The sequence below is a fragment of the Corynebacterium spheniscorum genome (assembly GCF_900113445.1).
GTDB lineage: Bacteria > Actinomycetota > Actinomycetes > Mycobacteriales > Mycobacteriaceae > Corynebacterium > Corynebacterium spheniscorum.
Genome location: NZ_FOPJ01000007.1, coordinates 1 through 14,391 on the forward strand (window position 1 = coordinate 1; position 14,391 = coordinate 14,391).

Annotated in this window: 14 protein-coding genes; all 14 read right to left on the bottom strand. The window is 56.5% G+C overall.

Going from position 1 to position 14,391, the window contains the following annotated elements:
• Position 1: 1 nt before the first annotated feature.
• The gene (locus BMZ01_RS06395; protein WP_092285641.1) at positions 2 to 1,219 is read right to left on the bottom strand and encodes an Ig-like domain-containing protein; all 1,218 of its coding nucleotides are present in this window, start codon (positions 1,217 to 1,219) and stop codon (positions 2 to 4) included.
• A gap of 419 nt (positions 1,220 to 1,638) precedes the next feature.
• Positions 1,639 to 2,412: an ABC transporter ATP-binding protein gene (locus BMZ01_RS06400; protein WP_244887595.1), complete on the bottom strand. Its 774-nt coding sequence runs from the start codon at positions 2,410 to 2,412 to the stop codon at positions 1,639 to 1,641.
• Positions 2,413 to 2,462: 50 nt separating this feature from the next.
• The gene (locus BMZ01_RS06405; RefSeq protein WP_317845915.1) at positions 2,463 to 3,335 is read right to left on the bottom strand and encodes a FecCD family ABC transporter permease; all 873 of its coding nucleotides are present in this window, start codon (positions 3,333 to 3,335) and stop codon (positions 2,463 to 2,465) included.
• Between the two features lie 252 nt (positions 3,336 to 3,587).
• Positions 3,588 to 4,691, bottom strand: a complete 1,104-nt coding sequence (locus BMZ01_RS06410) for a FecCD family ABC transporter permease (RefSeq protein ID WP_223845901.1) — start codon at positions 4,689 to 4,691, stop codon at positions 3,588 to 3,590.
• Positions 4,691 to 5,479: an ABC transporter substrate-binding protein gene (locus BMZ01_RS06415; protein WP_092285647.1), complete on the bottom strand. Its 789-nt coding sequence runs from the start codon at positions 5,477 to 5,479 to the stop codon at positions 4,691 to 4,693. The genes BMZ01_RS06410 and BMZ01_RS06415 overlap by 1 nt, the downstream gene beginning before the upstream one ends.
• A 2-nt stretch (positions 5,480 to 5,481) precedes the next feature.
• Complete coding sequence (locus BMZ01_RS06420) at positions 5,482 to 5,778, bottom strand: hypothetical protein (RefSeq protein WP_092285649.1); 297 nt, start codon at positions 5,776 to 5,778, stop codon at positions 5,482 to 5,484.
• A 242-nt stretch (positions 5,779 to 6,020) separates the two neighbouring features.
• Positions 6,021 to 6,629 carry a TetR/AcrR family transcriptional regulator gene (locus BMZ01_RS06425; RefSeq protein WP_092285651.1) on the bottom strand — a complete coding sequence of 203 codons (609 nt, stop codon included), beginning with the start codon at positions 6,627 to 6,629 and terminating at the stop codon, positions 6,021 to 6,023.
• Positions 6,630 to 6,927: 298 nt separating this feature from the next.
• The gene (gene mnhG, locus BMZ01_RS06430; protein WP_092285653.1) at positions 6,928 to 7,320 is read right to left on the bottom strand and encodes a monovalent cation/H(+) antiporter subunit G; all 393 of its coding nucleotides are present in this window, start codon (positions 7,318 to 7,320) and stop codon (positions 6,928 to 6,930) included.
• Positions 7,320 to 7,595 carry a monovalent cation/H+ antiporter complex subunit F gene (locus tag BMZ01_RS06435; RefSeq protein ID WP_092285655.1) on the bottom strand — a complete coding sequence of 92 codons (276 nt, stop codon included), beginning with the start codon at positions 7,593 to 7,595 and terminating at the stop codon, positions 7,320 to 7,322. The genes mnhG and BMZ01_RS06435 overlap by 1 nt, the downstream gene beginning before the upstream one ends.
• Positions 7,596 to 7,600: 5 nt before the next feature.
• Positions 7,601 to 8,131 (bottom strand): Na+/H+ antiporter subunit E, encoded by a 531-nt coding sequence (locus BMZ01_RS06440; RefSeq protein ID WP_223845902.1) that lies wholly within the window; start codon positions 8,129 to 8,131, stop codon positions 7,601 to 7,603.
• Entirely contained in the window at positions 8,131 to 9,921 is a 1,791-nt protein-coding gene (locus tag BMZ01_RS06445) for a Na+/H+ antiporter subunit D (RefSeq protein WP_395890914.1), read from the bottom strand. The genes BMZ01_RS06440 and BMZ01_RS06445 overlap by 1 nt, the downstream gene beginning before the upstream one ends.
• A gap of 50 nt (positions 9,922 to 9,971) precedes the next feature.
• On the bottom strand, positions 9,972 to 10,475 hold the full coding sequence (locus tag BMZ01_RS06450) for a Na(+)/H(+) antiporter subunit C (RefSeq protein WP_092285659.1): 504 nt from the start codon (positions 10,473 to 10,475) through the stop codon (positions 9,972 to 9,974).
• Positions 10,472 to 13,501 (bottom strand): Na+/H+ antiporter subunit A, encoded by a 3,030-nt coding sequence (locus tag BMZ01_RS06455; RefSeq protein WP_092285661.1) that lies wholly within the window; start codon positions 13,499 to 13,501, stop codon positions 10,472 to 10,474. The genes BMZ01_RS06450 and BMZ01_RS06455 overlap by 4 nt, the downstream gene beginning before the upstream one ends.
• Positions 13,502 to 13,651: 150 nt before the next feature.
• Complete coding sequence (locus tag BMZ01_RS06460) at positions 13,652 to 14,185, bottom strand: hypothetical protein (RefSeq protein WP_092285663.1); 534 nt, start codon at positions 14,183 to 14,185, stop codon at positions 13,652 to 13,654.
• Positions 14,186 to 14,391: the final 206 nt, after the last annotated feature.

Below are 14,391 nucleotides of genomic sequence, written 5' to 3' on the forward strand. Positions count from 1 at the left end.
TTTAGGTGTTGCGGCGGCGTAGTGCGGCGAGCAGTACGGTGAGGCCTGCGACGCTGAGCATCGATGCGATGGCTAGGGTCAGTGTGCTGTTGGCGCCGGTGTTAGCTAGGGTGCCGGTGCGCTTTGGTTGCTGTTGGGCAGGTTGTGCGCCCTTTGCGGGTTTGCTGGGGTCAGCGTTTGGGGCGGGATTCGGGGTCGGTGCAGGTGCCGGTTGTGCGGAGCCGTTGCTGCTGCCGGAGGAGCCGAGCGCCATGCTGCCGAGGGCTAGGCCGGGCAGGATGAGGGAGCCGGCGTCGAATCCAGGAGCCGGGGTGGTGGTCTCTTCGGGTTCGACTGGTGCTGTGGTGCTGCTTTCGGTCGTCGTCGGCAGCGCGGTGCCGGTTTCAGTTGAGGTGGTCGGGGCCGGAGTGCTGGTAGTCGGTGGGTTAACTACGGTGACCGTTGCAACGGCATCGAAGCCATAATCACCGGAGTATCCATCGGGATAGCCCCACGCGCCATTGGTGCCGAGGCGGGACCACTGCTTCCCATCGACGGTGATGGTGCCCCTGAGCTCAAAGGTGCCGGGTTGATCCAGAGCGCCATCAGGGATGGCGTCCCAGGTTACCTTGACATCTTTACGGCCGGTAGCGGTGGGATCTGCACATTCACGTGCCTGAGGCAATCCGGAAGCCTGAAGGTCGGTCGCGAAGTTAACGTTCACTGTCTCCGGAAGTTTAGGAGCTTTGCCGACAGTGGTCGTTTCATTCACGGGGGTTTGCTGCATAGCGAGTAAGCGGTTCCACCGGACGTAATACCATGGGGAGCTCTTGCCATCAGCAGGATCGCCAGGCTGCACGATTTCGAACTTGATCCCTTCGGAGGTTCGGTCGAGACCCCAGAGTTTGTCAGCGGGGATGGGATCCTGAACCCAGGATTGCCACTCATCTGCGGTCAGCTCATCACCTCCCATGTTCTTGATGATCTTGACCGGATACGTCTTGGTGGTGCCATCGGACATGAGGAAAGGCATCTCAGTAGGCATCGCAGGAGGATTGACCAGAGGCTTGGAACCACAGAAAGGCCCAACTAAAGCGGTAGCAGGCGCTTCGGGTTCCACCAGGGAGACCGGCTCTGCAAGTGTCGGTTCCTCGTCTTGAGCAAGGGCATAGGGGGCAGCAGTGAAACTGAGGGCAGCTACGGCGAGAGTCGCAGTGGCTTTACGGATGGCGTAGCCCACAACCTGTCCTTTCGGTGAAGGTATTAATGAAGCAAGCTCAAGCTAACAACCGAAGTTGCCTTTATTCAACGAATCAGCACCCCTTTTAAGGTTAATTAAGTAATATCTAAAGACTGTGGGCCAATTTTTGCAATGTTCTGGAGCTACTTGGGAAACCCACGGTGGAGCTCGGCGGGTGATGCGCCCTAACAGCATTTTTGCAGTTAGTTGCAGGTGAACCGCGGATCCGACGGCTTCATCTCTTAAGGATTGCGCCTACCAGGTAGAAGGGTAAAGGTGAGAGGTCTTGCCCTTATTGATCAGTGCGGTAACAGCTGCCTTCCCCTAACTCGGGTGCACTCCCGAATTCCTTCAAATATGTGCTGCTGGCACGGTTATCTGACCCTATAAATGACCCCGGCGAAGGCGGCTTTCCATGCTTAGATCGGATCAGCCGCCGGAACTACCATCGGGCCGCCAGTTGCAGGATCGCGACCGATAATCGCATCAAGCCCAAAACCTTCAGCAAGCAGCTCCGTGGTGAGCACCTTCCGGGCTGAACCTGTTTTCAGGATCTGTCCGCCCGAGCCCATAGCAATGAGATGGTCCGAATAGCGCGCAGCCAAATTGAGATCATGAAGGACCATAACGATCGTGCGGCCATCCACGGTCGACAAAGATTTCACTAAGCGCAGCATGTCGACGGCATGCGCTAAGTCGAGATAAGTAGTGGGTTCATCCAGAAGCATCACTTCGGTGTCCTGGGCAAGAACCATAGCTAGCCAGGCACGTTGACGCTGGCCACCAGAAAGTGCATTAAGAGGACGCTCCGCCAGATCTAATAGTGCAGTTCGTCGCAGCGCTTCACTAACGGCATGCTCATCTTCTTCGGTAAATCGCCCGTACCAGGACTGGTGCGGGTATCGACCACGAAGAACGAGCTCGCTGACTTTCAAAGTGCCGGGCGCACTAGGGGTTTGGGGTAGTAGTCCTACACGGGCTGCATAATCACGACGGGAAAGCTCGGAAATATTGGTGCCAGCGAAACTGATACGCCCCTTGTGGGGCTCCCGTACCCTTGCCAAAGTAGTGAGGAAAGTGGATTTACCGCAGCCATTAGAGCCAATCAACGTGGTGATCTGCCTACGTGGGATCTCCACGTTCAAACCCTTGAGAACCGTGCGATCACCATAGCCAACATGGAGGTCAGACACGCTGATGATGCTGTCTGATGCAAGTTTCGGTGAAGAAGAAGCTGGTGATGTCATGTGAGTTTCCTTTGGCTAGTGCGCAAGAGGAGATACAGGAGTAAAGCGCCACCAAGCGCGGAGGTCACCACACCTACTGGCGGATCCGAGGGGATGAAGGTGCGTACCGCAATATCTGAACTCAGTACGACCACTGCGCCGCTGAGAGTGGAAGCGGCGATCGGGGGTTGATGCGCACCGGTGAGCATGCGCGCCACATGTGGTGCAAGCAGTGCCGCGAAACCTAAGGGCCCAACTGCTGCAGCTGCGGTGGAGGCTAAGAGCACCGCGATGAACAACACCACTATCCGGGTGCGCTTGATGTTGACCCCTAGGCCAGATGCCGTGTCCAACCCCAAATACATGCGGGCTAGTCGTGGTGCCGCCCAGCCTCCGATGGGCAGAGAAATGACAAGTGCCACAAATACTGGTGCAGTGCGTTCCCAGGATGTTGCTTCCAAGGAGCCATTCAGCCATGTCTGGGCATTAGCGGCATCCCATAGGTCCGCGTTGACTAGCAACCAATTGATATAGGCACCGCATAGCGCAGTAAGCAATACACCGGAAAGCAAAAGACGCATTAAGCCAGAACCGCGAAGACTGGACAACCCCCATAGAAACAAGGCAACGAGGATGCCACCCATAAGGGCAGCCAGCGGTAGGACCAGCGTTCCCTTCACCCCGGTGGTAGGTGCACCAATAACGATGACGGTGACTGCAGCCGCGGAAGCACCGCCGGTAATACCAAGTAGATCCGGGCTAGCCAGTGGGTTGCGAATGGTTGACTGAGTCAAAGCGCCGGCTGCCCCTAGCGCTGCCCCAGCTAGGAGCCCGGCTGCGGTGCGGGGGCCTCGCCAATCTAGCGACGGTGCGCTCGAGAGATTCACCACCGCCTTTAAGTACCTCAAAAATTTGTGTCAACGACAGCGTGTAATCCCCGACCGCCAAAGAAGTAGGCAGCAAGATCAAAAGGAGAATCACAAGCCCGAGTGCGCTTAGCAGCATGCGTGGGGCCCACACGCTGTTGGCTGCACCGACCTTCAGTCGTCGAAGACTAGGCACGCTGGTGTCGTTAATACTTAGTAGACGAGCGCGGCGCGACTGTGGAGAGGATGCGTTGTGAGGTGACACAGTAGTTGAACTCATAGTTCCGGCAGCCTCCTTCGGGTAAGCAGTGCAAGGAGGAAAGGCACACCAATAACTGCGAGCATGATGCCGACCTGGAGTTCCCCGGGGCGGACCACCACCCGTGATGCAACATCAGCTAATAACAGCAGCGCTGCACCTGCTAGCGCAGAGTAGGGCACAGTCCAGCGATGATCGGCACCACTAATCGGGCGGACTAAATGTGGGCCGACTAAACCGACAAAGGAGATCGGCCCAGCAGCGGCAGCTGCAGCGCCAGCAAGCACAGCAACTGTGGCCAGCGCCGATCCGCGAACGCGCGCCGGGTTAATGCCAAGTGCGGTGGCGGCAGCATCGCCGAGGTTCAAAATATTCAGCCTTGCAGCTACTGGTAGTGCCGCGATCAGACCTAACCCAATCGCTGGACTGATGCCTAAGGCAACGGTCATATCACGTCCGGCGAGTGAACCTGCTGTCCAAAAGCGCATGCGATCTAAAGCTGTGAGATTAGCTAGCAATACTCCCGAGGTTAAGGCCAAGAGCACTGCTGATAGTGCGGCACCGCCGAGCACGATTCCGACTAAGGATTCTTCTCCACCGCGGCCGGCTCCGGTAGCTACGGCCAAAGAATGCACGATTGCTGCTGCCGCGAGTGAACCTAAGAAACCAGCAAAAACCATGCTGTGCATACTCGCTAAACCGAGGTAACTAAGACCGATAACAACAGCGAAGGAAGCTCCCGCGGAGATCCCCAAAACACCGGGCCCAGCGCTCGGATTACGTGTGAGACCTTGGACGATGGCCCCAGCGGCGCCGAGCGCAGCGCCCACCAATATTCCGACGAGAGTACGAGGGACGCGGAGTTGAGCAATCAATGAACCGGTAGAGATCCCATCGGCCTCACGCTGCTGGCTAATAATCTGCCAGGCCTCAAGCAGACTGCGGGACAGCTCATTGGCGGGAATAGGGCGTGAACCAACCGCCAACGAGAGCACTGAACTGAGCAGAACAACAAACACCAACAGTAGAAGAAACGCAGTACGTACCCCGTTATGCGCACGCAAGCGTGGGGAACTGCTTTCTCCTATGTGTTGGCGTTCCATTGGTGGGCGAAGCGACATTAGTTCTTATGAACCTTGGCCATCGCGGGTTCTAGTTCCTTAAGCAGCCAGGGAACAGCTGCCACATTGGGATCCTGTAAGGCGGTGGCAACTTCGCTGCTTAGAGCCACATAGCGGTCTTGCAGGATGGACAGGTCCTTGATTGCAGGGTGATTTTCGAAGGCCTCTTGCCCCTCCGAAGAGCGGAAAGTCATGAGCAGGAGATCAGCATCGTTGATGACACTGGCGTTTTCATAGCTCAGTCCCACGGCGGCCTTTAGACGAACTTTGCCGGGATCCATCTCAGCTACAGCGGGTAGCGGAGTTAAACCAAGCTGTTCCATGAACCACACCGAAGCATCAGGTTTCTTCACCAGCATCACCATCTGGTCATCTCCAGCTTGGCCGTATAAATACGTGGCGTTTTCCAGCTGCGGATGAGCTTTTTTGAAATCTGCACGCGCCTTGTCAGCAGCGTCGATGAGTTCCTTTGCCTTTTCTGGGACACCAAGGACTTGGCCGATTCTTTCCGCAACTTCTGGTGCGGGGGACTTATAGAGTTCCTCTTGGTAAGTCACCACCGGCGCGATGGCGCTGAGCTTTTCATATAGTTCCTGGTCCATCATGAAGGCAGCATGCGCGAGGATGACATCGGGGTGCGTTGCAGCGACTTCCTCGACCTTCAGCTTCATCGGGTTAACCCAGGTGACGTCATCCTTAGGGGCGTCAACATAAGGCAGCTTCGGATCCTCACTGACCCCGGCAATCTTGGAATAGGAAATAGGTGCGGCAACCACATTGGCACCCATTGCTAGAGCAAGGCCTCATCACCAAAACCTAGAGTCGCAACACGATTAGGGCGTTCCTTAATGGTCACATCCCCGAAAGCAGTGGGCAGGGTAAGCGGATAGCTGACCGCATTTTCACTATTAGCTGCGCTGCTCTCAGCTGAAGCTGCAGCGGAAGCCGAGCTGGATGCTGCCGAACCTGTTGCGCTTTCAGTGTTCTCGCCGTCACTGCTGCTACAACCGCTTAGTCCAAGTGCGGTAGCAGTGCCGAGAACCACCAGACTGCGCAATAAACGAGAAGAGGTGTGTGTCTTAGTCATCCTGTCTCCAAAGAGGGGTAGAAATACAGTTCCCGCAGGTGAATGAAGGATTAATCCTGCGAGAAGGTGGCAGCGGAAGGAAGGAGAAGGACGTGACTATGTGTGCGTTGAAGTGAAAAGAGAAGCACCACTAGAGGTAGAAGCCTGTGATGATCCCTTCCCTTGGGCCTGAGCTGCACTCAGACACTAAAGCTTGGTATCTGGCTAGCTATTCTTGGGAGGAGAAACATTTTTTAGCTAACTCAGCTGGAACCAAGCTGTTGGGCGATCAAGGTGAATACATCTGCTGAACAGCAGTTTTCATCATGTTCTGTCCAACGCTCGCTTAGCTCTTTAAACCTGGAGTTGGACTCTTCTGTGGCGTTAGAGGTCACCAATCGCGGCATGTCTGCACCATGTTCCAGGCGTGCAACGGTGAACGTTGCTTGCCCAAGGATGGCGCTAAACATTGAGCGATAAAAGAGAAATGCTCGCTGGTCGCTTAGGCCAGCATCCTGGGCGCACTCGATGAGGTGCCTGGGGATAGCAAGCCCAGTCGAACTAATTGCTCTGCCTGTGGGGATCAGCCCGATCATAAAGGGATTGTTGACCAGCACTTCGTGAAACGACTCAGCGATCATGACAGCCCGCTGTGCCGGTGGAATATCCCGGGAAGGGAACTCCAACTTGCTGGCAATGCGGCCTGCAACCGCGGCGAGAAGATCATCGCGATTGCGGAAATAACGGTATAAAGCCATAGGCGTCACGTTGAGTCTTTTCGCAAGTGCACGCATGCTGATTTCAGGATTATCTGATTCAGCAAGCATGGCTTGAGCCTCATCCAAGATGAGTTCTTCCCTTAGTGGCGGCACGTGAAACTAATCCTTCCTTCGCGCTAGGTATACATGTATACCAAGGCGAGCCAAACCTCAACGTTTGGGGGTATGTTCTACCCCCAATGTGGAGCGAGATTCCGCGCTGGCGGAACCTGGATGAAAAGAGCTAAGAGGTATCTTTAAAAAATTTTTTAGCACATCACCACCTGCATACTGGGACCGCTAAAGAGCCGGGTTCCGCTCTTAGCTTCTGGTTTTCCTCGGCTAGGAATTAACCAGGTCGCATTAGCTCCTGGTAGAGCAAATCTACAGGTCATAGGCCGTGAAAAATTTTTTAGGAGCGTTTCTTCGCTCGCTTCTTAAACAGCGAACTAGCGGGCGCCTCATTGACGCGCATGTACTCCGGATCGCTATACAAACCTTCACGGCGAGCCACACGGCCTAAACGCTGCGCAGTCACCGGGCTAGTCAATAAAGCGAACAGCACGAGCAGAACCAATACCCCGATATCGCCACGATCATTGTGTGTGAAGTCAGGAGAACCGATCACCCGAATCATCGCGCCCACCACAGTAAGGATCAGCCCCACGGTCTGTGGCTTGGTGATTGCATGCACGCGGGAGAGGGCATCCCTAAAACGCACCAATCCTACGGCTGCAGAGAATACGAAGAACGCGCCGGCGAGAATAAAAACCAGGGAAATAATATCCGTTATTAGGTGCAGCATTAGGTGCCATCCTTCTTCCGGAAACGCGCGACCGACACTGAGCTAATGAAGCCGAGCAACGCAACCACCAACATTGCACCAGATACGGTGAGATCCAAAGACCAGCAGATATAGGTGGCTAGTGCGCATTGAATCATGGCCACTAAACCATCAAGCCCAAGCAGGCGGTCCAAAGAATTGGGTCCGGCGAGGATTCGATAGGAAGTGAGAATGAAGGCTGCGCCAAAGAAAAGAGCAGCAACTAAGAGGAAGCCGTTGTAGATAGCGGGATCCATATCAACTAATTCCTCTCAAAGATGTGGATGAGGTCGCGTTCCAGTTTGGCCACATTCTCAATTTCTTGGGCTAACGCCTCCGGGGTACCAGCATCAAGCAGATGCACCGTGAGCATACGATTCCCAATATCAATATCGGTGACCGAACCACCTGGCTGCAGATTAAACAAGGTGGTGGCAAAAGCCAGCACAATATCGGATTGCACCCGCATCGGAACCTTAATGATGGCGGTCTGTGGCGGGTCTGCACGGCGCAAGGCTAACCAAGCGACCTTCACAGAGGCTTTGAGTAAATCCCAGAGCCAGCCGAGCATCAGCTTGGCGAACGCACCCCAGCGAATATTGGCACTCGCTAAGGGCATATTCGGAAGCGGCAAACCAAGGACAATCACCAACCCAATAAGCACACCGGCGATAACATTCGCCCAGGTGAGTTGCCCCATGAGCATGACCCAGATGAAGGTAATCCAGACCACCGAACCTAAGTGGAATCGGCGCTGCACACCAGCAAATTTCATGCCAGAAAATTTTTTCATCAGCCCTGCTCACCTCCCTTAAGGCCCAGGGGCTTGGAACCTTCAGCATTATTGTGCGTGCTGGTACGCGGAGCTTTCTCAGGATGCGGGACAGGCTTCGGGGCTAAGGGACCTTCGGGTCGATCATCAATGGGGGACGGGTGATCGCGGTGAGAAAAATTATCTGCACCACCGTTATGGCTTTCTTGGTTTAAGGTTCGTCCCGGGTTTAGGTAGTGATCTCCGAGCACAGCATCACGATAAATGGTTGCGTCTTGGGCTGATTCCGCAGCGCGGTCGGTCACCGCGGACAGCGGACCAGCTAATACCGTGATGCTTAAAGAAACGGTAACCAACGCCGCGGTGGAGGCCACCATGCCGAAGGGCATACTGCCGACATCATCGCGTTCTTGAATATCTACTACATCGGTAACTTCTGCCAGTGGTGCCGGCCGGGCAATAGCTATGCTGCCTTCCGGGGCGTCTTGGCGGTCCCGCCAGAAGCCTTTCGACCACACCAACACCATGGTGTAGAGGGTGAGCAAACTGGTAGCTACCGCGCCGCCGATAAGCAGCCAGGGTAGGAAGCCACCTTCATCGGCGCCGGCTTGGAGCAAAATTATTTTCCCGAGGAATCCCGATAGCGGGGGGATCCCGCCGAGGTTAATGGCTGGGATGAAATACAAGGCGGCTAGCACCGGAGAGTAGCGGGCCAAGGATCCCAACCGCCGCAGGGAAGAAGTACCCACTTGGCGTTCGATGAGTCCAACTACCAGGAAGAGCGCGGTTTGCACCAAGATGTGGTGCACGGCGTAGAAGATCGCGCCGGATAGGCCATGGGCACTACCAAGGGCAATGCCGAAAATCATGTAGCCAATATGGCTGACCAGGGTAAATGACAATAAACGTTTAATGTCGTTCTGCGCCATCGCACCTAAAATGCCCACCAGCATGGTTGCTAGGGCAACCCACATTAAAAGGGTGTCCAAGGAGCCATCGGTAAAGACCACCGAGCGCATCCGAATAATCGAGTAGACACCGACCTTGGTAAGCAGGCCAGCAAACACTGCCGTCACCAAGGAAGGCGCGGTGGGGTAGGAGTCCGGTAGCCAGGCATCGAGCGGGAAGACAGCGGCTTTAATACCAAAGGCAATGAGCAACATGCCGAAAATCGCGGCGCGCGTACCGCTGGGAATTTCGGCCATCCGAAGCCCAATATGTGCCATGTTCACGGTGCCCACGGAGGCATAGACCATACCGATGGCAAAGAGGAATACCAGAGAAGACACCATGGAGACCATCACATAGCCAGCGCCAGCACGCACTCGCGCGGCCGATGCCCCCAAGGTCAGCAGCACATAGCTGGCCACTAAGAACACTTCGAAGCCGACATAGAGGTTAAAGAGGTCACCAGCTAAGAAGGACATATTCACGCCCATGCTTAAGAGCAGGTAGCTGGGCAGGAAGACCGCGACGGGTTCATCATCCCCACCATCGCGAATACCCTGGCTAATGGCGTACCACATCACGCAGAAGAGCACGAGCGCTGAGACCGTCAGCATCACGGTGGACAGCCGGTCAGCCACCAAAGTAATGCCCACCGGGGCATCCCAACCACCGATTTGGACGGTTTGAATTCCTTCGGCATCCACCAGCCACACCATGGCGATGTTCAGCACAATCAAGCTGATGAGGGTGCCAAGCGCAATGATCCTTTGGAGCACCGGAAGTTTCGCGGACATTAACGCCAAGCCCGCTGCCACCGCCGGGAGTACTACCGGCAAGGGGATCAGGAAGGGCATCAACGGCATTAAGGTGGCGCGAAGATCGGCGGCTCCGCTAAGGCCAAGAATCTGGGTGATCATGAGCGGCTATCACCATCTTCTTCGCTTTGGAGCGGCTGCTCGAATGATCGCGGGCCGAAGCTATCGCCCACACTGGTGGCACGCCCAGTTTCTGGATCATTAGAGGCATCGTGGTCAGGTGCCGCTGAAGCCGTAGGTGGGCGCTTAGCGATTGCGGTGTCTTCGGAGTCATCCTCAATCAAGTCCGCGGTGCGATAACCATATTGGCGGAAAGCCAAGGTCAAAATGAAGGCAGTCATTGCCATGGAAATAACAATCGCCGTCAAAATCATGGCTTGGGCTAAGGGATCTGAGATTTGCTCACCATGAAGGACAGAATCGCGGCCCATAATCGGTGGGGAACCAGCCTTCCCGCCGGCTAGCAAGATAAGCAGGTTGGCACCATTGCCGGCCAGCATTAACCCCAACATCATCTTGGTCATGGCGCGATCCAAGATGAGGTACACACCGGCACCAATGAGTGCGCCGGCGGCGAGCAACAGACTGAGGTTCGCAATCATGAAATCTTTCCTCCCTCTGTTGCCTTGCTAGCCGATGCCCGAGGCTTCTCAGCCTTCCCGGCCCCAGCCTTCTGCTCAGCTTCCGCGGCTTCTTGTTGTTTCCTTAACTCCCGGGCGCGTTTCATAGAGCGCGCACGATCACGAGCACGTTGACGGCGTAGTGCCTCATCGGCATCAATCTTGCCGCCCAAAGCATGCAGAATATGCAATGCCACACCCACCACAATCAGGTACACACCAGCATCAAAAAGCAGTGCCGAAGGAATATGCACATCCCCAATCACCGGGATGCTCCACTCCCATACCCGCGTGGTTAAAGGCGGGCGGCCTAAGAACATTGGCCAGATCACCGCAGCGGCGGCAGCTAGTACGCCGGTACCCATCATGCGGGCTGGGTCCACCGGCAAGGTTTCTTCTAATTCTGCACGCCCACCAGCTAAATAGCGCAGGGTAATAGCTAGTGCTGCTACTAAACCACCAGCGAAACCACCGCCGGGGGCATTATGGCCACTAAAGAAGAAGTAGAAGGACACCGCCACCATGGTGGGGAAGAGCAGCCGGGTGGCCACATCCACCATCAGCGATCGACTACGGGCACGCTCACTGGTCACATCAGCGGCCAACCAACGCCGGCCTTCGGAACGCAAGGTAGGGCGACGGGAACGCCGCGTAAAAGAGCGGCTCCTAAACACCAGGGAAGCCACCCCGGTAGCAGCAATCACCAGCACCATAATCTCGCCGAAGGTATCCCAGGCTCGTTGGTCCACCAAGAGCACATTCACCGCATTCGCGCCGTGGGAAATATCCTTCGCCAAATCAGGGATGAACACACTAATCGGGGCGCTGCTGCGCGCATTCATGGCAAAGAGTGCCACCACTACCACGGAGAATCCCACTGCCACCGCTAACCAGGCGCGCATGCGGTCCACCGAGGCGCTGGGGCGCCAATGCGTTTCCGTAGGTAGTTTGCGCAGCACCAGCATGAACACCACCATCACCATGGTTTCCACCAAGGTTTGGGTTAAAGCCAAATCCGGGGCGCCTTGGAGCGCAAAAAGCACAGCCAGGGCGTAGCCGGTTACACCCACCACGATGAGTGCTGAGAGGCGATTATTTAGACGGGTGGCTGCGACCGCCATGACGATGATGATGGCTGCGGCTACTGCTTGCATGGGGGTATCCCAGAGCTGCATCCGCACGGTTGAGCGTGCACCACTAATCAGTGCGCTCAGTGGCAAAAGCACCACCACGGCGAAGATGATGGCCAAGTTAATACCTAAGGAACCGCGCTGGGTAGAAGCCGTAAGGCGCAGAGAAATCAGGCGGAAGATTGCTAGCACCTTGTCGTAGGCATGGTCGGCATTGCCGAAAGCGGCGGTCTTGAAGTGTGCCTTGGCCACCACCTCGCGCTGCCAGAACATCAGCGCACCACCAGCCAAAATCACGCCGGTGAGGACTAGCGGCAACCCAAAACCATGCCAGAGCGCCAAGGGGCTGGGGATATCCGCAGGCGCAGGCAGGTTATCAATATGCATATCCAACAGGCGCCCCAAGATGCTAGGGAAAAGCCCGAGCACAATAGTGAACGTAGTGAGCACCAAGGGCGGGAACCAGAGGCGCGTGCGGATGGGCTGCATCTGGGCAATCGCGCGGCTTTCACACACCCGGCCGCTCTCACCTTCCGCAGCAGCGCAGGGCCCCTCTTGAGCTGCTTTGGTGGCAAAAGCCCCATAAAGGAAGTGCGCGCTATAGGCCACTGTGAGCACGGAACCTAAGACCAGCCCGGCCAACATGAGTTCGCGCGGCAACCCAATTAATAAGGCCTCATCCATGACGGTGCTCAGCGCAGTTTCTTTAGCCACGAAACCTAAAAGCGGTGGCACCCCAGCCATGGAGGCAGCGGAAATAATAGCCAACGCCATAATGAAGGGCTCTTTGCGCCCCAACCCAGAGATCTCCCGGATATCGCGGGTGCCGGTGGTGTGGTCAATGGCGCCGACCACCATAAAGAGCGCGGCTTTGAAAAGCGCATGCCCGAAGGTGAGGGCCAACCCAGCCAGCAGCGCGGTGCGCGAACCAATCCCGATGACGGACATAATGAAGCCCAGTTGCGAGACCGTGCCATAAGCCAAAATGAGTTTGAGGTCGCGTTGGCGTAGCGCCATCCACCCAGCCATCAACATGGTGAATACCCCCAGCGGGAGTACCACCAAATGCCAGGCGGAGAGCACATGCACATCTGGGGCAAGGCGGGCTACTAAATAAATGCCGGCTTTGACCATCGCCGCGGAGTGCAAATAGGCCGACACCGGGGTGGGGGCGGCCATCGCGCCGGGAAGCCAAAAATGTGCCGGGGCGATCGCGGATTTAGAAAGCGCGCCGGCCAAGATCAATACGAAGGCCACTGCCAGCCGCGGCACAGTTTCTAGCTCCGGGATAAGTGGGATGGCGGATAGTTCCCAGACCCCGGTTTGGCGGCCCAGCAAAATAATGCCCACCAGCATCGCCAACCCACCCAAGGTGGTGATCATCAGTGCCTGCCCAGCGGCGCGCCGGGAGGAGGCGCGTTCCCCGTAGTAGCCGACCAGCAAGAAGGAGAGCACACTGGTGATCTCCCAAAAAACGTACATGAGCAGGAGGTTGTCGGAGACCACTAGCCCGAACATGGCCAGTGAGAAGCCCACCATGTGCATGCCGAAGGTGGCAAGGCGTCTGGGGTTGGAATCAAAATAGCCGCGGCAATACAGCAGAATGAGCGCGCCGATGCCCAGAATAATCAGCGAGAATAACCCGGAGAGCGCATCAAGGCGCAAAGTGATATCCAGGTGCGCAGACGGCATCCACGGATAATGCACTTCTAGGGCCCCGCCACCGGCAAAGGTGTTGGTGGCAAAGAGTTGGCAGATCCATAAGAAGCCGCCGAAGGGGATGAGCGCTAAGAAGAGGAAGGCGTTTCTGCCCAGTTGGCGGATCAATAGGGGCGCCACCAGGGTAGCTAGGGTAAGGGCGCCGAGCAGGGTGAGCACGGGGTCTGGATTCCTCCTTGGGGTGAAGCTAGGCGCGCTAATTACCTTAAGCAGCGCCCGAAGTGCTGCCGAAGGTAATTCTTTTCGTCTTCTTCTGTGACCCTTTAGTGTACCCAGCTGAGGATCACCCTGGTGATCCGCAGTGTGGTTTTAACGCCACCCGTAGAGCCGTTGGCTCGCCGCGCTCATGGCGTGGGCAACGGAATCTTCTGGGGAACCAGCCATCCCCATCGCCCAGCGGGTTTTCCCGCTCATGGTGCAAGCCTTAATGAAGGTGACGGTGGATTCAAAAACTTCGACCTGGTGGAAGTTGAGGATCTCCATGGGGCGCCCTGCTTCCGCGAAGATGGCGGTGCAGGCCGCAACCGGGCCGCCGGCCGCAATGTGGCGGTGCGTGGCGTAGCTGGGGCGGGTTTTGGAGTTGTGGCGGATTTCCGCGGAGTAGATGGTGGAACCAAAAGCCCCGGCATCGGGTTCAACGTTCATGGTGTTGATGGTCATGGCCCCTGGGGTGGGCGCGTAGGTGGCCATGAAGAGGTACCAGCCCATGCCGCGGGCTTCTTCCCGCAGGCCGCGGGGCAGGCGGTGGCAGCCGAAGCGTTCGTAGAAACAATCTTCTGCGATGTGCGGGGTAGTGGCTTGCTCGATGCGGTAGTCGCTTAAGAAGGTGGTGTTGGTGTGCATGATGTGCAGGTGTCCTTTGCTGCGCGAGAAAAATACTTTCTCAGCTACCAGGGCTTCACCTATTAGTGTCTCGCCCACGCATCTGAATCAAAGGGGGCAAGTGCGAGTTGGTGTGGTGCTGAGATGACCTGCTCAGTTCTTTTAGCCTGGGGTTAAGGTGCGGCTACGCTCCCTCGCGCGGGGAGCTAGTCACCTTAGCCCGCGTG

Excerpts from the sequence above, each read along its gene's own strand:
- BMZ01_RS06435 (WP_092285655.1), bottom strand. The coding sequence starts at position 7,595 with ATGGATCCCGCTATCTACAACGGCTTCCTCTTAGTTGCTGCTCTTTTC.
- BMZ01_RS06415 (WP_092285647.1), bottom strand. The coding sequence starts at position 5,479 with ATGGGTGCCAATGTGGTTGCCGCACCTATTTCCTATTCCAAGATTGCC.
- BMZ01_RS06440 (WP_223845902.1), bottom strand. The coding sequence starts at position 8,131 with ATGAAAAAATTTTCTGGCATGAAATTTGCTGGTGTGCAGCGCCGATTC.
- mnhG (WP_092285653.1), bottom strand. The coding sequence starts at position 7,320 with ATGCTGCACCTAATAACGGATATTATTTCCCTGGTTTTTATTCTCGCC.
- BMZ01_RS06445 (WP_395890914.1), bottom strand. The coding sequence starts at position 9,921 with ATGCCGTTGATGCCCTTCCTGATCCCCTTGCCGGTAGTACTCCCGGCG.
- BMZ01_RS06460 (WP_092285663.1), bottom strand. The coding sequence starts at position 14,185 with ATGCACACCAACACCACCTTCTTAAGCGACTACCGCATCGAGCAAGCC.
- BMZ01_RS06420 (WP_092285649.1), bottom strand. The coding sequence starts at position 5,778 with ATGACTAAGACACACACCTCTTCTCGTTTATTGCGCAGTCTGGTGGTT.
- BMZ01_RS06410 (WP_223845901.1), bottom strand. The coding sequence starts at position 4,691 with ATGTCGCTTCGCCCACCAATGGAACGCCAACACATAGGAGAAAGCAGT.
- BMZ01_RS06450 (WP_092285659.1), bottom strand. The coding sequence starts at position 10,475 with ATGATTGCGAACCTCAGTCTGTTGCTCGCCGCCGGCGCACTCATTGGT.